Origin of the sequence: Paenibacillus sp. FSL H8-0280, from assembly GCF_045040665.1 — a bacterium.
GTDB classification, from domain to species: Bacteria; Bacillota; Bacilli; order Paenibacillales; family Paenibacillaceae; genus Paenibacillus; species Paenibacillus xylanexedens_A.
Window position 1 is genome coordinate 4665814 of sequence record NZ_CP150296.1, and the last position, 18323, is coordinate 4684136.

An 18323-nucleotide genomic window follows, 5' to 3' on the forward strand; every position below is an offset into this window, starting at 1 on the left:
ATGATCTGTTCGAAAAACGATATACATAACAAAAACCGCCTCTCGCAGCGTTGCTCCATACTTCATGGAACAGCTAATCGAAGGGCGGTTTTTCAAGTTACTTCCATTACATATTTTCTAACATATGCTCCACAATGCGGTGTGAACGCTGGGAAGATTCAACCGTAAATTCAGCAAAGTTAACATGCGCCGAACCATCCGCTTTATCAGACATCCCACGCAGGACAACAAACGGTACACGATTCATGTAACAGACCTGAGCAACTGCTGCCCCTTCCATCTCGGCACATGCACCGTCCATTTCGGTATATAACATGTTAACCGTATCTTTATTTGCAATAAATTGGTCTCCAGATAACACCTTACCGATCAGGTAATTGGCTCCCTGAGCTTTACATGCTTCTTCAGCCAATGTAATAAGCGAAGCCTCGGCTGGGAATGCAGATGTCTCCTGGTAAGGAATAACCCCGCGTGCGAAACCCAGTGGCGTTACATCCATGTCGTGCTGAACACATACAGACGATATAACCATATCTCCGATGTTCAGATCGGGGTTAACTGCACCCGCAACACCTGTGAAGATAATCCGATTAACCTGAAAACGATCAATCAAGATCTGCGTTGTAACCGCTGCATTTACTTTGCCTACGCCGGATTTGCACACGACAATTTGCTTGCCCAGCCACTCGCCTGCAACGTATGTAATGCCGGTTTGTTTAACCGTCTCAAGCTGCTTCATACCTGCCAGCAAAAGCTCGACTTCCTCATCCATCGCTCCGATAATCCCAATCGTTTCACGCATCTTCCGAATACCTCCTGTTTTCACTTTTAACCTCATTCAGCACAAAAGCTCCGTCTCCGGAGCTTTCGCATATCCACTATGTAGAGAGAATGACTTCTCCCTTACTGTATATAATCCCGATTAAACTACATCTGCGTGACTTACAGACAGACGAAGAATCGTTTCATGCGGCAAAATAACCCGTGGGTTCTCCACATTTTCTTTCTTCATCAACTTGGTCAGCAAACGCATCGCTACTGCGCCAAGGTCGTACATTGGCTGAGCCACTGTTGTCAACTGAGGACGCACCATGGAAGCCATACGGATGTTATCCACACTAATAATGGAGAAGTCATCCGGTACTTTCAGACCGTCATCCTGAATGCTGTGAATGGCACCAATGGCCATTTCATCTGTAGCAGCAAAGATAGCTGATGGTTTTTTCTTGAGTCCAAGGAAATATTTCATTGCTTCCACACCAGATTCATATCGATAGTTACCGATTCGAACAAGATCCTCCTGGTATTCAATCCCGGCTGCTTCCAGTGCTTTTTTGTATCCTTGGAAACGGGCATATCCATTCGCCGGATCTTGCAGTGTACCACTGATCATCGCAATTTCCTTGTGTCCATGACGAATCAGGGTGTTTACCGCGTCAAATGCAGCCGCCTCATGGTCAATATCCACTGAAGGGAATGTGCCCTTCTCATCACTTGTTGCACAAAGTACGATCGGCACAGCAGCAGACTGGAACGCCTGAATGTGTTCGTCCGTTACTGTTCCACCCATGAAGAGCAGTCCGTCAACTTGTTTTTCGAGCAACGTGTTAATAACACGAATTTCTTTTTCTTTCTTCTTATCTGCATTACACAAAATAATATTGTAGTGATACATATTCGCAATATCTTCAATTCCGCGGGCAATCTCCGCGAAGGTTGAGTTCGAAATATCCGGAATAACAACCCCGACCGTGGTTGTCTTCTTGCTTGCCAGACCTCTGGCTACCGCATTCGGACGATATCCCAACCGTTCGATGGCTTCATATACTTTTTTCCGCGTTTGCGGTTTGACATTAGGGTTATTATTAACTACCCGTGATACCGTTGCCATAGACACTCCAGCTTCACGTGCCACATCATAAATGGTTACCGTCACAGTACTTCTCTCCATTACCAGTAAATTTTCATACCATTTTCATTAAGATTTATATTACGACAAATTTTTGCATTAATCAATTAAAATAGGCTTTAGGACTCACTCAAAACATTCGTAAGTGTGGTTCTAGTAATATCTGAATGGGAAGTATGCCATACAGGAATTCCCTTTTTGATCAGGATTGCCTGTGGAGATTCGTGCTTAACACCCAGCTTGTCTGCTGCTTCATTCGATACCGGGCGATCTTCCACAACATAGATGATGCCATATTTCACTTGTTCATTGGCATTGTTAAGCAAATAATCGTTCATCTCCTGATAAGCGTTCGAGCTGATCGGACAGCGCGTGCTGTGCTTAAACAGAAGCAAGGGTTGATCCTTGGTAGCCTCCACTGCGGAGTTTAGCTGTTCAATACTTGTCATTTTAGTCATGTCAGCCATTAGATATACATCCCCCTTTACCAGGAATACCGCTATGTTGAGCGTTTTCACTCTTCGATATCTTAACAAAAAGTGAGCGAAAAAGCCAATTTTCATGAAAACAAGCATTTTACACGTCAAAATTAGACAGCATTTGAGAAGTACTCCTGCCACACAAATCCGGATAATTGACTTAATCTACGCTCCGTGGTCTCAATCCACGCTGCATCACCAGACTTCGTTGCGTAACCCATAATGTCAAGCAGCAGATTGATACGCTCCTCCACTGCTTGCTGCATTCGATATTCCATCTCCCGATCGGTCGCATCCGGCCAGGCCAGCAGTAGCTCATGAAACAGGTCTGCCAATTCATTACGTTCACCAAAAGATACGTCTTGCTTCACGGGCTGTTCACCCAATGTGTTTATGCATTCTGTTAAGTCCGGCTTGACCGGCGGAAGCACTTCGTATGATACACAGTCTGTACACGCAAATACGGGTACGTTTCGAATCTCCACTTTTTTGGCGTATACCACTGTTCTTAATTCCAACTCCATTACATGTCCACATCTGCACGACTTGCGCACCACCATCACCTCATTCGTTCTGTACTCTATATAAGTACCATTCGACCTATTTCGGCTCAAATCCTGCTATAAACGAAAGGTTGCACAAATTACCACTCCCTCCAGATGAAGGTTGTCGAATGCAGGCAGTTACTGACTTGTAATCGCTTCCTCCAAACTGAATATGCACTTCCATGAAGTCCCTTGGAGAATCTGTTACAATTAAAGACGCAACAGACCTAATCACCGCAAAAAGGAGAGATGGACATGAGATTAACCGGTAAAAAAGTCATCGCTCTGGTCGATGAAGAATTCGAGGATTTAGAATTGTGGTACCCTGTACATCGGGTTCGTGAAGAAGGTGCAGAAGTTCATCTTGCTGGAGAGAAAAAAGGAAAAACCTATATTGGCAAATATGGTGTGCCTGCTGAAGCCGAATACAGTTTCGATGAACTCGACAGTTCAGATTACGATGGCATTCTCGTGCCAGGCGGCTGGGCACCAGACAAGCTGCGTCGTTATCCCAAAGTACTGGAGCTTGTAAAGGAAATGAATGCAGACCGGAAACCGATTGGACAGATCTGTCATGCGGGCTGGGTGCTGATTTCTGCCAAAATTCTGGACGGGGTTACAGTAACCTCTACACCAGGAATTCGGGATGACATGGAAAATGCAGGTGCGATCTGGAAAGATGAAGCGGTTGTTGTTGATGGACATATCATCTCAGCACGTCGTCCGCCCGACCTTCCCCCTTATGGCAAGGCATTCTGTGATGCACTCGCTGACAAATAAAAACAACCCCATTGTGCTCTCATGCACAGTGGGGTTGTTTTATATAACAATTTTTCCTATAAATAATATCACAAATGTAAATATATTAACTTAAAGGTATTTATATCCAGTTTCCCTAATTACGATGCGTTTGAACCACTTTGTTCATCCGGACTTCCCGTGGAGTCATTAAAGACTTGCAGTCGCTCCTCAATATCTCCGCTGGTCCGTAAAGCGAAGCACTTTCGCGCTTCTTCTTTGGCGTCCGATGCTGTTGTGTTCAGCACTCTGTGCTTCACACGTAACAGGGATTGTGGAGACATACTCAAGTGGCGAATGCCAAGCTCCAACCAAAGCGGAATGGCACGTTCGTCCCCTGCCATCTCTCCGCACACACTGACATCAATTCCAGCCGTATGAGCCGCATCTGCTGTCGCACGAAGCATCCGCAGAACAGCCGGATGATAGGGGTGATACATATGAGCGATCTGCTCATTCATTCGATCTACTGCAAGTACATATTGAACCAGATCGTTCGTACCAATACTGAAGAAATCAGCTTCCTCTGCGAGCAGATCAGCAATCATCACCGCTGCAGGAACTTCAATCATAATTCCCACCTGAATGTGAGGGTCGTATGATAATCCCCGCTCGTCCAGATCGGACATCGCCTCACGGAGAATCTCATTGGCCTGCTGAAGTTCTTCCACCGAAGAGATCATCGGGTACATGATTTTGACATTTCCGGCAGCGCTGGCGCGCAGAATGGCTGTAAGCTGTGTTTTGAACAGATCCTTGCGGTCGAGACTAATCCGAATGGCACGGTAACCCAGAAACGGATTATCTTCCTCCGGCAATTCAAAATAATCGAGTTGCTTGTCACCACCGATATCCAGTGTACGAATAACAACGGATTGTCCTGCTGTTTTCTCTGCCACAAGACGGTACACCTCATACTGTTCTTGCTCACCCGGGAAAGTAGCACGGTCCATATACAAGAATTCTGTTCGGAACAAGCCTACCCCTTTGGCTCCTTGTTTCAAAGCAAGGTCCAATTCCTTCACCGAACTGATATTGGAAGCCAAGTGCAAAACGGCCCCATCTTTGGTTACGGCATCCACGGTAGCAAGAACTTGAAGTTGTTCCTTTTTCTTCAGTTGCTTGCTGCGAAGCATGGTATACCGTTCAATGGTCTTGCGATCCGGGTCCGTAAATACCAAGCCATTGTCACCATCCACAACAAGCATATCCCCTGTCTCTACCGGCATGCCAAGACTCGCTTCCAGACCGGAAACGAGAGGAATGCCAAGGGCACGAGCCATAATCGCAGAATGTGATGTTTTCCCGCCAATCAAGGTTACAATGCCTAGTACATGGGTGGGATTCAGATGCGCCAGTTGAGATGGCGATAATTCTTTGGCAACGAGTACATACGGCTGGGTATCCGAAGGAAGTGTAATCTCCGGTGCACCGAGCAAATGCTTAAGCAGACGGTTACCCACATCCTTGATGTCAATGGCCCTCTCCTTCATATACTCGTCTTCCAGCAAGTCAAACATCGTGACAAAGTGGTCAATGGCTTCTTTGACCGCCACTTCTGCCGCCTTGTACTGACGTTCGATAATACCGCGAATTTCGTTCATGAATACCGGATCTTCGAGGATCGCCAGATGTGCATCAAAGATACTGGACTCCTCTGGACCAACGACTTCCTTGAACTCATTTTTGATATATTCGATCTCATCCTTTGATGTCCGTATGCCCTCATACAGCCGTTCGAACTCTTGGGCGAGATCCACCGAATCCATCTTCTGATCCGGCAGATCCCATTCCCAACTGGGCAGGACAAATGCTTTGCCGATGGCTATGCCTGCAGCTCCGTTGATGCCTTGTATCTTCATTCTACCCCTCCAACGTTCCTGTCATAGAGCACCACGGACATAACGGATGCCTGACCTTTCTTAACTTGCTTAAATGGAGCAAAACTCCATGATTTTACACGATCCGGATTCGTAATTACCATTGGTGTTGTCAGTGACGCCGCTTGCTCGCGGAGTACTGCCAGATCAAACTTGATCAACAACTGCCCTGGCTCCACCGTATCGCCCTCCTGAACAAAAGCTTCAAAATGGCCTTTCAACTGAGAGGTATCGATGCCGATATGCAGTAACACTTCAAGCCCCTCACGGGTAGATATACCCAAGGCATGCATGGTCGGGTACAAGTGCATAATCGTTCCGTACACGGGTGAGACCAGCTCTCCCTTTTCCGGAACAAAGGCTACACCATCACCGACAAGCTTGGCTGCAAAGATCTGATCCGGCACCTCTTCAATCGGGAGCATTTTCCCCTGAACGGGGGCACAGAACAGCACCTGTTGCAGATCTCTTTCCAGCAGCTTCGCGATTTCTTCCCGAATCAATTCTGAGTAGGTCCCGAATACCACCTGTACGTTACCGCCACCCAACTTGATCAGTCCAGCGGACCCCATACTCTTCATGGCACCCGTGTCGATCAGGCGGTCATCATGCACAGTCAGACGAAGACGTGTAATACATGCTTCAACCTGTACAATGTTACTCTTCCCACCCAATGCTTCGAGGATTAAAGGTGCCTGATAAGGAATGTTACCTACCCAATCTTCCAGCATGGAGCCCTCTTCTCGTCCTGGTGTTGGAATCTTGAACGTACGAATCGCCCATCGGAACAGAAAATAGTAAACCAGCCCATATAGTATGCCAATCGGAATGAGCTTCCAAGCATTCTCCGATAGATGGAAATTGAGTATGTAATCAATAATACCTGCGGAGTAAGAAAATCCATGCCGGATATCAAGCCAGTAACTAATCCACATGGCAACGCCGGACATCACTGCATGCACAATGAACAGATAAGGAGCCGCGAACAAAAAAGCAAACTCAATCTGTTCCGATACCCCGGTTAGAAAACAAACGAGTGCCGATGTCAGAAAAGTTTTCTTGATTTTTGGTTTCAGATCTTCCCTGGCTTCCTGAATAATAGCAAAGGCTATTGCCGGAATGGCAAACATCATGATGGGAAACAAACCTGCCATAAAGAATCCTGCTGTTGGATCACCTGCAAAAAATCGAGGCAAATCCCCTTGCACAATGTTACCATCAGGCGTCTCAAACGTCCCTAACTGGAACCAAAACACATTGTTAAGCAGGTGATGAAGCCCGAAAGCAACCAGCACCCTGTATAACACCCCGTAGATGAACAGTCCAAAACCCCCGAGACTGTATTCCCAGGTAGCAATGCCGTTCAATCCATGCTGTAGGATCGGAGCGAGCCATAACATAAAACAGGAGAACAATGCCGAACAGAGTCCGACGATGAGCAAAACAAACCTTGAACCTCCAAAAAATTGTAAAATTTCAGGCAGTTTAATGCTTTTAAACCGATTATGCATCCCACCGGCAAGCGCGCCGAGTATGATTCCGATTAAGGAAGCGGGCTGAACGGTGCCATCCCCAAAGTTCCGAGTTACCTGATCATATATCACGATACCAGCCAGAGCAGCAAGTCCCGCTTGTCCGGCCTGGTTGGAGAGTCCCAGTGCTACACCGACAGCGAACAGATACGGTAAGAAATAAAAAATACCGTGTCCGGCCACGGTAGACACTTCACCGACAATATCCAATCCCCAGGCGTCCCAAGGCAGACTGCCAACACTGAGCAAAATTGCGGCGGCGGGCAGGACCATTGTAGGCAGCATTACCGCTCGTCCGAGCTGCTGCAAGGATCCGAGCCAATTCATGGCGACCTCTCCTTTCTATCCTAGATGGTAAGCTTTACGCAACGTTTTGTCAAAGCAAAACAGTAACCAATTGGTAATTAATACGGCAAAAATAGAGCAGAAAAAATCCCGTCAACTTCAAGTTAACGGGATTCATCCTGTGTTCATTCAATTGGGACAGATCAGGAGATCATTCGATCACAGGTGAACGAGCCTCTCAGCCGCGTCCAGCGCCGCGCAGAACGATGGAATCCTCTACCTTGATACAACGATTCGTTACCGCTGTCATGCCGTTCTCTGCAGCAATCTGGACCGCTTCATCACTATGGATGCCAAGTTGCAGCCATAGCACATTGGCTTTGATGGCAGCGGCGTCACGAGCGACATCCGCGCAAAACTCTTCGCGACGAAACACATTGACAATGTCTACCGGCTCTGGAATATCCGCGAGTGTGGCATATACCGTCTCGCCAAGGATTTCACCTTGCACCTGTGGATTAACCGGGATGATGCGATAACCTCTGCTCTGCATGGCTTCTGCCACCATATAGGAAGTGCGATCTGATTTGTCTGATAAGCCGACGACTGCGATGTTGCCTGCCTTGCGCAAAAGTTGTCCAATTTCTTCACGAGTAGGGTTGTTAAATTCCATGTTCAAGCACCATCCTTTTCTGATTAAAGTGCGTGTTCAAAAAACAGGTTTTCAGTTATTTACTCTTTTACCCATTGAACCGAGGCGCCAAGCGCCTGCAAATGATCGAAATATTGCGGATAAGACTTGGCTACATGGTGTGCATCCCGAATACGAAGCGGCTCCTTGGAACGCAGACCAACGACAGTGAGCGCCATAATTACGCGATGATCGTAGTGAGCGTTAATCTCAACGCCGCCTTCAACGCCTTCTGGACGTCCATGTACGATAATCTCAGCTTGACGCTCTTCAACGTTCGCTCCTGCCTTCCGCAGTTCGTTCAAATAATCGGTGATTCGGTCACATTCCTTGTAACGCAGGTTCTCTACATTATAGAACCGTGACGTGCCTTCCGCAAACACAGCTGCGGCTACCATAGCCAAAACGGCGTCCGTCGCGGCATCCCCGTCGAATTCGATCGCTTTCAGTCTGCCATTACCTTGAACGTGTACAACATCGTTCTCATGTGTCAAGGGCACTTCCATCATGCGCAGAACGTCAACGATGGCACGTTCACCCTGTTTGCTCTGCTCCATCAGGCGCAGAATTTTCACATCAGACTGTGTAACCGCTGCTGCGGCAAGAACGGCTGCCGAGCCCGGATAGTCCCCTTGAACCGTGTAGGTCGTTGGCTGGTAAGCCTGTCCACCTGGTACACGGAAGGACATGTAATCATCACTTGCATGGATAACGATGCCTGCCTGCTCCAGCACTTCCAGCGTCTGTCCGATAACGACCTTGGACTTCAGGTCATTCAGTACTTCAATGGTGCTGTCTTCTGCAAGCAACGGCGTAACAAACAACAATGCACTCAGATATTGGGAGCTGACGGAGCCGGATACACGAATGTGTCCACCTTTGGCATTGCCACCTTTGATTGTAATCGGCAAGCGTCCTTGTTCGTGCTGTACTTCTACACCTAATTGGCCAAGCGCATCGATCAGGTCATCATGGGGGCGTTTGCCCAGTGAATCCGGGTACGTATTCACAAATGTAACGTCAGGGCAGAGCGCTGTAACGCCCATCAGGAAACGAAGTACAGCACCCGCATTCCCAACATTTAATTCACGCACATCACGGGGATGACTGCCAAAGCCCTGGATCACAATCTTACTGTCGTCTTCTTCAAGTACTGCCCCCAGATCACGAATACATCTGCGCATGGCATCACTGTCTTCACTGTGTGCCGGGAAATGGATGGTACTTGTGCCTTCTGCCAGCGCAGCAGCCAGCAAATAGCGAGTAGTGTAGTTTTTGGAGGACAGAGCCCCGATTTCCCCGTTCAGCGTGGGGGTTGGTTTAACAATAACGTCCATGGATGAAATTCTCCTTCATTGATTATATTGTGGCCAAATTGACATTCCGTGCATCGCTTGGGTATCATTATAGCGTTAAGTCCATACAGAAAAGAGGACCTGAATATGACACAAATAGCTGAAATTGAAACGTCTGAGCTGCGCCGCCGTTTACAGGCGGGAGAGAAGCTGCAGATGATAGACGTCCGCGAGGACGATGAAGTCGCGCAAGGCATGATCGAAGGAGCCAAGCATATTCCGCTTGGACAGATTCCAGACCGGCTGTCCGAGATTGAGAAATCAGGCGAGATCGTGATCATCTGTCGTAGCGGTTACCGCAGTGAGCGTGCATGTGAATATCTGCAGCAACTGGGATATGAAGGCTGTACAAACATGGTCGGCGGTATGCTTCAGTGGCAACAGAAAGACTAGAGAAACCCGAAGAGAAGCGAAGTCATATGTAACCTTTTGACTTCTGCTCTGCTCCACTCCTAGAAACGGGCCTAATGGCCCGTTTTGTTATATCTGCCACCACCTATCAACTATTAAACTTCCATGATAACAAGCTTAGACGCGGTAATGCGCTAAAATTAAACGAGTCACTTCAGCAGCGGATAACTCAGTTGTATCCACCGTATAATGTGCGAACCGATATGCGTCTTTTCGTTCTTCCATAATTGTCTTGATGCGTTCCTCTGCATTGCCTGCAAGAAGCGGACGATTGTCACAGCCGCTAACACGTTCAACAATCACTGCCGGGTCAGCAGTCAGGGCAACAACCCAACCATTCTTCGACATTACGTCACAATTATCCGAACGTAGCACCACGCCACCTCCGGTCGCTATGACCTGTGACTTTTTCTCCAGCACCGAGCATAACATGCGGCTCTCGGCATCACGGAAATACGTCTCTCCCTTGCCAGTGAACAGTTCAGGAATCGTACAGCCTTCCTCTTTTTCCACCGCGGTGTCCACATCAATCAATCGATAACCAAGCTCGCGTGCAAGCATGTCAGCGACGGTTGATTTGCCGGTTCCCATCATACCAATGAGAATAATATTGTTAGACTTGCTCAAGGTGTACACTCCTTTAATTAAAGCAATTCGTGAGCACTTTTGTCCTATCATAACACAGCCCTGCGGACTGGGAAAGACCATCTCCTCACCGACTTCCTTTCCACCATCCGCAACCTTTCAAGACAGATCAAATAACTCCCGGCATCTAAGCCTACGTCAGATCACCCTCAAGCAGTTTTGAGCCCCAAACATCTCAATCAGTAATCATCCAGCAACCTAACGAACTCCAATGACCTTATTTACAGTAAAAAAAGAGGCCCAGCGTTGACCGGCAATCACCGGAACGCCAAACCTCTTTTGAGCCCCTCAGCAGGCCAAACCTCTTGCTTAAGGGCACTTTGACCAAATCTACTTGTATATGTGGTACTACTCCATCCAGTTGTGGTGGAAGCTACCTTCTTTGTCCACACGTTTGAACGTGTGAGCACCGAAGTAGTCACGTTGAGCTTGCAGCAAGTTTGCTGGCAAACGCTCTGTACGGTAGCTGTCGTAGTAAGAAAGAGCGCTGGAGAAGCCAGGTACCGGAACACCTTGTTTTACAGCAGCCGCTACAACTTCACGCCATGCGCCTTGATAAGACTCAACGATGTTTTGGAAGTAAGGATCCAAGAGCAAGTTTTTCAGAGCTGCGTCTTTATCATAAGCTTCCTTGATGTTTTGCAGGAACTGTGAACGGATGATGCAGCCACCGCGGAAGATCATGGCAATGTTGCCGTATTTCAGATCCCAGCCATACTCGTCGGAAGCTGCACGCATTTGTGCAAATCCTTGTGCGTAGGATACGATTTTACTTGCAAAGAGGGCTTTACGCACGCTCTCGATGAACGCTTTTTTGTCGCCGGAGAACGCTTCAGTCGCTGGTCCATTCAGGATTTTGCTAGCTGCTACACGCTCGTCCTTCATGGCAGACAGGAAACGAGAGAATACGGATTCCGTAATCATGGACAATGGTACGCCGAGATCCAGCGCGCTTTGGCTTGTCCATTTACCTGTTCCTTTTTGTCCAGCCGCGTCCAGAATAACGTCAACCATTGGTTTGCCCGTTTCCGGATCGTATTTAGAGAAGATATCTGCTGTGATTTCGATCAGGTAGCTATCCAACTCTCCTTGATTCCATTCCGTAAAGATCGCGTGCAGCTCTTCAACAGAAACGTTCAATACGGATTTGAGCAAGTGGTACGCTTCACCAATCAACTGCATATCTCCGTACTCGATACCGTTATGCACCATTTTCACATAGTGTCCGGCACCATCAGGTCCAATATATGTACAACATGGATCGTCACCGACTTTGGCCGAGATCGCCGTCAGGATCGGTTCAACCAGTTTATAAGCACTTTCCTGTCCACCTGGCATGATGGAAGGGCCTTTCAGTGCGCCTTCTTCACCACCGGATACACCTGTACCGATGAAACGAATGCCTTTGTCTTCCAACTCTTTGCTGCGACGTTGCGTGTCAGGGAAGTATGCGTTCCCTCCGTCAATGATGATGTCGCCCTCATCCAGGTGAGGAAGCAGTTGTTCAATGGTAGCGTCGGTCGCTTTGCCGGCTTGTACCATGATCAAAATTTTGCGCGGGGATTCCAGGGATGCTACGAACTCTTCAATGGAGAATGAGCCTGTCAGGTTTTTACCCTCAGCTTCTTTCAGAAGATCATTGGTTTTCTCCGGGGAACGGTTAAATACCGATACTGAGAAACCTTTGCTTTCAATGTTAAGGGCCAAATTTTTGCCCATGACAGCCAGGCCAATTACGCCAATTTGTTGTTTTGTCATCTGGTCCTCCATCCTTTGCTCCAATTAATTTTATTGAAATAAATTCTCAACAATACTCCCATTTTAACGGTTTTATGTATAGAAGTGAACCCCGTGGTACAGGTACGCAACGAGAAAACACCCCAATCTGCTGAGGTGTTCATCGTATTTTCATAAATAGAACCGTGAAGACAATAGATCATGCCAGATAAATCCAATATTGTTTTGTACAATGTTATAATTATATCCAATGAAATTCGAACAAAAAGGAGGAGTGACATAATGGCCTTAGAGCAGCTCTCAAAAGAGGAACGGTTTTCCCTGGATATTCGAAGAACATTTCTTCTGGGGGCGTATATGAATGAATGGGGGGTGCCAGAGCTCAGGATCGTTCTTTCGAAGCCAGAAAGAAACATTCATGTAGAAATCTATTATTTTCCTGCCACAATTCAATCTGGCATCGCAAGATTCGTGACGGTTGGGTTGTCTCAGGCAACACGGCCCTCAGGAGAGCTTGTAGCTGCTGAATGGATGCTTGCGCTGCAACCGGATCTTGGCGGTGAAGAGGTGGAGCGTGTCAACACCTACCTGGTCGATCTGATCTCCCATCACATCGAAAATGTGCCGGATTCAACGGTTCCCCGTGTGATGGAATCAAGCGAATTAGCACCAGCCCGATGGAATGCGACTGCCTTTCTCATTGATGAATTGCGGGGAGAAAAAGAATCCCTCGAACAGATTCATGTGGGTCATGAAACGATAGCATTACTGTGGGCAGTACCCATCACTTCTTTTGAAGCCAACCTGTTGCTCACCAAAGGATTGGATGAATTTGATGCCTGGATTGAAAGCTCGCAATATTCCATTATCAACCCCTGTCGTCCGTGATGCCCGTCAGGCACAAAAATAGAGCCCTGGCTTGCGCTGGGGCTCTAATGTAGATGACTTTCAAAAGCGATATTCATCAACCTTCCAGCATTAACAGATGTCCGGACAACTGTTTCAATGCTTCGCGGCAGGCGTTTGCCTTTTCTGTATTATTCAGCTGAACTGCCGTATGCAGGCGTTCCAGTTCATCGTCCACTTCCATGCGCAACAACATGAGCCTTTCCTCACCTTCACGCGAGAGGAACATTTCTTCCATCTCTTCCGCCGTCGGCGCAGGTTCCTTTTGAAAAATGACACGTTGTTTGAACCCGGACACTTCCACAAGCCGAATGACTTCACCGAATAAAATGTTCTCCACGGTCATCTGCTGATCCTTGAACCGCTTCACAACTGCATGCCCGCGTGTATCTCCAATCAGCTTCTCCAGCCACTCTGCAAGTTTTGCATCCTTAATGATATAATCTCCAGTCATCTTGTAGTTCCCCGTGCGTGTCTGTTGAAAGCGGAGCTTTACCAGCTTGCGGCCGGTCCGGACTGACAGGATAAAAAAGGATTCGTCCTCGCTCCAATATAGTGAATATCCCTCACGAATAAGGTCTCTGATCAAATTTTGGATATGCCGACGGTTGAACCGCAGCTCCAGATTGCAATATTCAACTTCATAACTCTTATTCACGGCACTCCCTCCATCTGTACCGGATCAACTCCGGCCCTCGTCTTCAATCGCTTCTACTCAATCGGCTTACCCTATTTTATACTTCATTTTATGTAAGGGTACTTGGTTATTTGACTATTTTTCACCGAAAGGACCGCCGGATTGCAGCTTTCCGCAGACGCACAGGGGCAAGCCCCCGATTATCGTGATATAACGGACGCGAAAAAGGGAGCTCCACAACCAAGACAGTTGGTGGAACTCCCTTTTCTTTTGCTTATTTGGCCGGAGCAGTGCGAAACGGATTGCGGGATAACACAAAGTGCACAACGGCAAGTCCCGCCATGACGATGGCACTGCCAATGAATGGGGCTGGATGGCTAACGTGGTCCCACAGCAGTCCGGAAACAATAGGGCCTACAACCATGCCTGATCCCTGCAGTGTGAGGAAAAATCCCCAGATCGCTCCCCGCTCCCCTTTGGGAATTAGTGTGGCTACAAAAGCATTCCAGGCGGGCAGAATCATGGCATAACTGATGCCCACCAACATGACAACACCAAACACCACAGGAATGGATGTTATGGAGGAGAATGCGAACAGACTCGCCGCTGCCATCAAAAAACCAACGTTCAGGAACGGTTTCGTGCCAAACCTGTCTACCATTTTACCTACAGGCAGTAAGGCAATAACGGTTATTCCACCTCCCGCAATCAGCAACAAACTGTAAAGGTTCGGTGAGATGTGCAGGTCTGTGCGTGTATATAGCGTGATTACTGGACTGAGCAGCCCGATGACAAACGACTGCATAAACAAGGCAGGATACACCAGTGGATTAACATTAAGCGTGCTGCGTACCCGTTGCAGTGTGCCCTTCACACTCTTTTGCAGCCGGATGAACGGTGTGAGCAAATTCGGTTTGGCTGGATATTTCACATCACTATTCTTCGCTGCTTGCTCGGCATGCTCGCCTTCAACAATGACACGTCCAGGAAGAATCATGGCCACCAGAATAACGAGAATGGCACACCCCATTAATACAAGAAAAATGGTGCGATAATCATGATGCGTGCGCTCCAGCAGCCAGTTCATGCCTATAGGTCCAAGCCCCGTTCCGCCGAGAGCAGCCATTTCCAGCGCCCCCATTGCTGTACCATTCTTGTTCTGTGGGCCTGACATCGCCGTCACGCCTGTCATGGCGCAAGGCCAGAGCGGTGACGTACCAATGCCAAGAATCAGACAGGCCATGGCCAGTCCAACGGCACTTTTGAGAAAAAGGATCATAATAACAGCGATTAAGGTACAGATTAATGCTGTAACCATCGTTGCGCGGAACCCGATCCGTTCTGCTGCCCAGCCGGAAGGCGCCCGGAACAGATTATCTCCCAGATATTGAAGAGCAAATGCCACACCAATAACGCCTGCGGACAGACCCAGAATATTATCCATATACACGGGCAAAACAGCTACCAACAGAGCCCCTTTGATAATTTCAACTAGAAAAAGTGTCAACCACATCGCGATAAAAAATGGTGATCGCAAAATTTTGGCTGGTTTTGTATCGGTTTGCATTCTTTTTCCCCTTTCGGTGTTCATTTGCCTATTCCCTATCCTTAGTGTAACCGTGGGGAATGTGCCCAAATCTCGGCAATTTAAAAAATTGTCGATTTATACTGTTGCATTCGGTTCTTAATTTGCTATACTCATCTTTGTTTACCAATTTTATTAGGAAGGGTTGTGACAGCACTGATGAATCACCACCGTACGCCGCTGTTTACCGCTTTAAAAAATCATGCGGCACTCAATCCGGTACAGTTTCATATTCCGGGCCATAAAAAAGGATTGGGAGCGGATACCGAATTCCGTGAATTTATTGGCGATAATGCCTTCTCCATAGATTTGATTAACATCGCACCGTTGGATGACTTGCATCAGCCAACCGGTGTCATTCAGGAAGCACAGATTTTGGCAGCAGATGCCTTCGGAGCCGATTATACCTATTTTAGTGTACAAGGCACAAGCAGTGCCATTATGACCATGATTCTGTCTGTATGTTCACCAGGTGACAAAATTATTGTGCCCCGTAATGTGCATAAATCGGTTCTGTCCGCCATTATTTTCTCAGGCGCCAAACCCGTATTTGTTTCTCCTTCACAAGATGCCAATCTGGGCATTGACCATGGAGTGACTACACAGTCTATCCGTCGCGCACTTGAGCGTCATCCAGATGCCAAGGCATTGCTTGTAATTAACCCGACCTATTACGGCGTGGTTACCGATCTGAAAGAGATTGTAGAGTTGGCACACAGCTACCAAGTCCCTGTACTTGTTGATGAAGCACATGGTGTGCTCATTCATTTCCATGAGGATCTGCCGTTGTCTGCGATGGCAGCAGGTGCCGATATGGCTGCAACCAGTGTCCACAAGCTTGGTGGCTCCATGACACAGAGTTCCGTACTCAACCTGAACACAAAGAATGGGTTCGTGAATCCACAGCGTGTACAGACGATTCTGAGTCTGCTCACCTCAACATCAACTTCATACATTTTGCTTGCTTCACTCGATACATCAAGACGTAACCTGGCACTCCACGGTCGTGAAATTGCACAGAAGGCGATTGAACTAGCTGAGTTTGCCAGACGTTCGATTAACGATATGGATGGCCTGTATTGCTTCGGTAGAGAGCTGCTGGGTACAGAAGCGACTTTCAACTATGATCCAACCAAAGTAACGATCCATGTTCGCCATCTGGGTATTACAGGGTATGAGACAGAGAACTGGCTGCGTGAACATTACAACATCGAGGTTGAACTTAGTGATATGTACAATATTCTGTGTCTCATTACGCCAGGAGATACGGATAATAGTGTAGATATCTTGCTGAACGCTTTGCAGGATCTCTCCCGTACCTATTATCAAGTTAACCCGGCCCATGAACTGGTGGTAAAAGTTCCGGATATTCCACAGTTGATGCTGACTCCACGTGATGCATTCTACGGTGATACCGAAGTGATTCCGTTTAAGGAATCCGCAGGACGTATTATCTCGGAATTCATCTATGTCTATCCGCCAGGAATTCCGATCCTGTTGCCGGGTGAGGTTATCACCCAGGAAAATATCGACTACATCATCGATCATGTCGAAGTTGGATTACCCGTCAAAGGACCCGAAGATCGCAGCGTAACCAACGTTAAAGTGATCGTGGAAGCCGATGCCATTTTCTAAAACAACCCCCTTGCGCTGTGCATGGGATAAACTTAAAGGACCAAGCCCTAGCTTGGTCCTTTTTTATTTTATGGGACAAGCGAGTTTGCATTTTCCCGTCTATTTCGTCGTTCAAACCGGTGGTGTAAATGCTCGTATACCTCTTAAAAAACAAACAAAAGGCCCCCTGAGATCAAGGAGCCTTCATGTTATGTTCCAAAAGAATGACTATTCTTGTGATGCAACGAGTTCGTTGTAAGCCGCTTCAACGCGGTTCCACTCTTCTTCGTCTTCAATATTGTAGAGCACCATTTCCTCGTCTTCTTCTTCCATACGCAGGATGATGCCGTCAGCTTCAGGATTGTTACGTTCCAGCAGGAGCGCATAAACATGCTTCTCCACGTCAAACGTCTCCACCAAAACCATCTCCACGTCTTGGCCGTTCTCGTCTGTTAATGTGAGAAGGACTTCTTCATGCTCGTGGTCGTGGTCGTGGTCTTGCCCGCATCCGCAGCCATCGCCGTGTTCATGTGTGTGATCGCTCATTGAAATACCTCGCTTTATAAATAGAAATTGTGTAACCTTGCATATCGTAACATGTTCAATGACCCAGGTCAATTTAACTCACAGGGTAATTTTCGCTTCAATCGTTCAGCGCTGTAATGATTTTCTCCGCTACCAGGACGTAGCTGCTGTTTGCATTTTCTTTAATATGAAAGCCGACCTGATACTTGCCGGCACGACTGAAATCGTACGTAAAATCATATGTGCGGAACCAGAAGTTATCCTTCTGGGTCGTAAGCTCCTGGGACTGGATATCCTTCACCTGACCGCTCGGGTTAGTGATTGTTACTTTCACGGCAGCTACATCTGCTGTTAGACTATCCACTTGTGAAAATACATTAAATTTCAGCTTACCTACGTTAACGTTGCCAAATACAGTGTCTCCCTTGAAGAGAAAAATATGTACATTCGGTTTGATCACCGTTACTCTCTTGTTACTGCTGTCCCATTTGACGACGCCTCCGGCTTCCCTGACAGGTACATAGGTCGTTCCATCAATGAGATAACCTCCATCAGCTGCTTCCTTGCCGTTAATGAGAACACGAATCTTCTCGTTCACCGAATCAGCAAACAATAAAGACCCGCCGAGCAAGGAGAATACCGTGACACAAAGCAATATTCGTTTCCATTTCATCCCGTCAATATTCCCTCCCCTGCTGCTAGCTGTTGTACATTTATACTGCAGATTCATCCACAAAGTTGCGCTGTTTTTCATCATTTTTCATTTTTTATCCAGAATTTTTTCCACCC

18 protein-coding genes are annotated in these 18323 nt (G+C 47.4%); 4 read left to right on the forward strand and 14 right to left on the reverse strand.

The genetic code is table 11. From position 1 onward, the window contains the following. Positions 1-106: 106 nt before the first annotated feature. From MHI12_RS20410 to MHI12_RS20425, 4 genes are all read right to left on the reverse strand, one after another. Positions 107-802, reverse strand: a complete 696-nt coding sequence (locus MHI12_RS20410) for a 5'-methylthioadenosine/adenosylhomocysteine nucleosidase (protein ID WP_047843701.1) — start codon at positions 800-802, stop codon at positions 107-109. Between the two features lie 120 nt (positions 803-922). Then, the gene (gene ccpA / locus MHI12_RS20415) at positions 923-1936 is read right to left on the reverse strand and encodes a catabolite control protein A (RefSeq protein WP_036614690.1); all 1014 of its coding nucleotides are present in this window, start codon (positions 1934-1936) and stop codon (positions 923-925) included. A gap of 92 nt (positions 1937-2028) precedes the next feature. Further along, positions 2029-2376, reverse strand: coding sequence for a bacillithiol system redox-active protein YtxJ (gene ytxJ / locus MHI12_RS20420; RefSeq protein WP_036674876.1), 348 nt, complete (start codon positions 2374-2376; stop codon positions 2029-2031). A 122-nt stretch (positions 2377-2498) separates the two neighbouring features. Beyond that, complete coding sequence (locus MHI12_RS20425; protein ID WP_017687413.1) at positions 2499-2912, reverse strand: hypothetical protein; 414 nt, start codon at positions 2910-2912, stop codon at positions 2499-2501. A 276-nt stretch (positions 2913-3188) separates the two neighbouring features. Here MHI12_RS20425 and MHI12_RS20430 point away from each other — a divergent pair, with 276 nt between their 5' ends. Further along, the gene (locus MHI12_RS20430) at positions 3189-3713 is read left to right on the forward strand and encodes a type 1 glutamine amidotransferase domain-containing protein (RefSeq protein WP_036674874.1); all 525 of its coding nucleotides are present in this window, start codon (positions 3189-3191) and stop codon (positions 3711-3713) included. 119 nt (positions 3714-3832) lie between these two features. Here the strand turns inward: MHI12_RS20430 and ptsP are convergent, their stop codons facing one another. The 4 genes from ptsP to aroA form a co-directional block, all read right to left on the reverse strand. After that, positions 3833-5593 (reverse strand): phosphoenolpyruvate--protein phosphotransferase, encoded by a 1761-nt coding sequence (ptsP, locus tag MHI12_RS20435; protein ID WP_091014243.1) that lies wholly within the window; start codon positions 5591-5593, stop codon positions 3833-3835. Continuing rightward, positions 5590-7470 (reverse strand): glucose PTS transporter subunit IIA, encoded by a 1881-nt coding sequence (locus MHI12_RS20440; RefSeq protein WP_036674872.1) that lies wholly within the window; start codon positions 7468-7470, stop codon positions 5590-5592. Before MHI12_RS20440 ends, ptsP begins: the two co-directional genes overlap by 4 nt. Positions 7471-7666: 196 nt before the next feature. Further along, positions 7667-8101 carry a CoA-binding protein gene (locus MHI12_RS20445; RefSeq protein WP_017687409.1) on the reverse strand — a complete coding sequence of 145 codons (435 nt, stop codon included), beginning with the start codon at positions 8099-8101 and terminating at the stop codon, positions 7667-7669. Positions 8102-8160: 59 nt separating this feature from the next. After that, a complete protein-coding gene (gene aroA / locus MHI12_RS20450; RefSeq protein WP_341008153.1) occupies positions 8161-9456 on the reverse strand; it encodes a 3-phosphoshikimate 1-carboxyvinyltransferase in 1296 nt (431 codons plus the stop codon). A gap of 105 nt (positions 9457-9561) precedes the next feature. Here aroA and MHI12_RS20455 point away from each other — a divergent pair, with 105 nt between their 5' ends. After that, a complete protein-coding gene (locus tag MHI12_RS20455; protein ID WP_405170173.1) occupies positions 9562-9867 on the forward strand; it encodes a rhodanese-like domain-containing protein in 306 nt (101 codons plus the stop codon). A 135-nt stretch (positions 9868-10002) separates the two neighbouring features. Here the strand turns inward: MHI12_RS20455 and MHI12_RS20460 are convergent, their stop codons facing one another. Then, a complete protein-coding gene (locus MHI12_RS20460; RefSeq protein ID WP_255319713.1) occupies positions 10003-10512 on the reverse strand; it encodes a shikimate kinase in 510 nt (169 codons plus the stop codon). A gap of 366 nt (positions 10513-10878) precedes the next feature. Further along, positions 10879-12288 (reverse strand): NADP-dependent phosphogluconate dehydrogenase, encoded by a 1410-nt coding sequence (gene gndA / locus MHI12_RS20465; RefSeq protein WP_036614715.1) that lies wholly within the window; start codon positions 12286-12288, stop codon positions 10879-10881. Positions 12289-12549: 261 nt separating this feature from the next. Here gndA and MHI12_RS20470 point away from each other — a divergent pair, with 261 nt between their 5' ends. Continuing rightward, positions 12550-13155, forward strand: a complete 606-nt coding sequence (locus tag MHI12_RS20470) for a suppressor of fused domain protein (protein ID WP_405170174.1) — start codon at positions 12550-12552, stop codon at positions 13153-13155. 76 nt (positions 13156-13231) lie between these two features. Here the strand turns inward: MHI12_RS20470 and MHI12_RS20475 are convergent, their stop codons facing one another. Together MHI12_RS20475 and MHI12_RS20480 are read right to left on the reverse strand one after the other, a co-directional pair. Further along, a complete protein-coding gene (locus MHI12_RS20475; RefSeq protein ID WP_076328050.1) occupies positions 13232-13831 on the reverse strand; it encodes a hypothetical protein in 600 nt (199 codons plus the stop codon). A 253-nt stretch (positions 13832-14084) separates the two neighbouring features. Then, entirely contained in the window at positions 14085-15377 is a 1293-nt protein-coding gene (locus tag MHI12_RS20480; protein WP_076328051.1) for an MFS transporter, read from the reverse strand. A 177-nt stretch (positions 15378-15554) separates the two neighbouring features. Here MHI12_RS20480 and MHI12_RS20485 point away from each other — a divergent pair, with 177 nt between their 5' ends. Beyond that, complete coding sequence (locus MHI12_RS20485) at positions 15555-17030, forward strand: aminotransferase class I/II-fold pyridoxal phosphate-dependent enzyme (protein WP_026080977.1); 1476 nt, start codon at positions 15555-15557, stop codon at positions 17028-17030. Positions 17031-17237: 207 nt separating this feature from the next. On the opposite strand, the gene MHI12_RS20490 is transcribed toward MHI12_RS20485, so the two are convergent. Then, positions 17238-17555 carry a DUF1292 domain-containing protein gene (locus MHI12_RS20490; protein WP_036614722.1) on the reverse strand — a complete coding sequence of 106 codons (318 nt, stop codon included), beginning with the start codon at positions 17553-17555 and terminating at the stop codon, positions 17238-17240. A 97-nt stretch (positions 17556-17652) separates the two neighbouring features. Continuing rightward, on the reverse strand, positions 17653-18207 hold the full coding sequence (locus MHI12_RS20495) for a copper amine oxidase (RefSeq protein ID WP_036614723.1): 555 nt from the start codon (positions 18205-18207) through the stop codon (positions 17653-17655). Between the last annotated feature and the right edge of the window lie 116 nt (positions 18208-18323).

Excerpts from the sequence above, each read along its gene's own strand:
- MHI12_RS20410 (WP_047843701.1), bottom strand. The coding sequence starts at position 802 with ATGCGTGAAACGATTGGGATTATCGGAGCGATGGATGAGGAAGTCGAG.
- ytxJ (WP_036674876.1), bottom strand. The coding sequence starts at position 2,376 with ATGGCTGACATGACTAAAATGACAAGTATTGAACAGCTAAACTCCGCA.
- MHI12_RS20425 (WP_017687413.1), bottom strand. The coding sequence starts at position 2,912 with ATGGAGTTGGAATTAAGAACAGTGGTATACGCCAAAAAAGTGGAGATT.
- MHI12_RS20430 (WP_036674874.1), top strand. The coding sequence starts at position 3,189 with ATGAGATTAACCGGTAAAAAAGTCATCGCTCTGGTCGATGAAGAATTC.
- ptsP (WP_091014243.1), bottom strand. The coding sequence starts at position 5,593 with ATGAAGATACAAGGCATCAACGGAGCTGCAGGCATAGCCATCGGCAAA.
- MHI12_RS20440 (WP_036674872.1), bottom strand. The coding sequence starts at position 7,470 with ATGAATTGGCTCGGATCCTTGCAGCAGCTCGGACGAGCGGTAATGCTG.
- MHI12_RS20445 (WP_017687409.1), bottom strand. The coding sequence starts at position 8,101 with ATGGAATTTAACAACCCTACTCGTGAAGAAATTGGACAACTTTTGCGC.
- aroA (WP_341008153.1), bottom strand. The coding sequence starts at position 9,456 with ATGGACGTTATTGTTAAACCAACCCCCACGCTGAACGGGGAAATCGGG.
- MHI12_RS20455 (WP_405170173.1), top strand. The coding sequence starts at position 9,562 with ATGACACAAATAGCTGAAATTGAAACGTCTGAGCTGCGCCGCCGTTTA.
- gndA (WP_036614715.1), bottom strand. The coding sequence starts at position 12,288 with ATGACAAAACAACAAATTGGCGTAATTGGCCTGGCTGTCATGGGCAAA.
- MHI12_RS20470 (WP_405170174.1), top strand. The coding sequence starts at position 12,550 with ATGGCCTTAGAGCAGCTCTCAAAAGAGGAACGGTTTTCCCTGGATATT.
- MHI12_RS20480 (WP_076328051.1), bottom strand. The coding sequence starts at position 15,377 with ATGCAAACCGATACAAAACCAGCCAAAATTTTGCGATCACCATTTTTT.
- MHI12_RS20485 (WP_026080977.1), top strand. The coding sequence starts at position 15,555 with ATGAATCACCACCGTACGCCGCTGTTTACCGCTTTAAAAAATCATGCG.
- MHI12_RS20490 (WP_036614722.1), bottom strand. The coding sequence starts at position 17,555 with ATGAGCGATCACACACATGAACACGGCGATGGCTGCGGATGCGGGCAA.
- MHI12_RS20495 (WP_036614723.1), bottom strand. The coding sequence starts at position 18,207 with ATGAAATGGAAACGAATATTGCTTTGTGTCACGGTATTCTCCTTGCTC.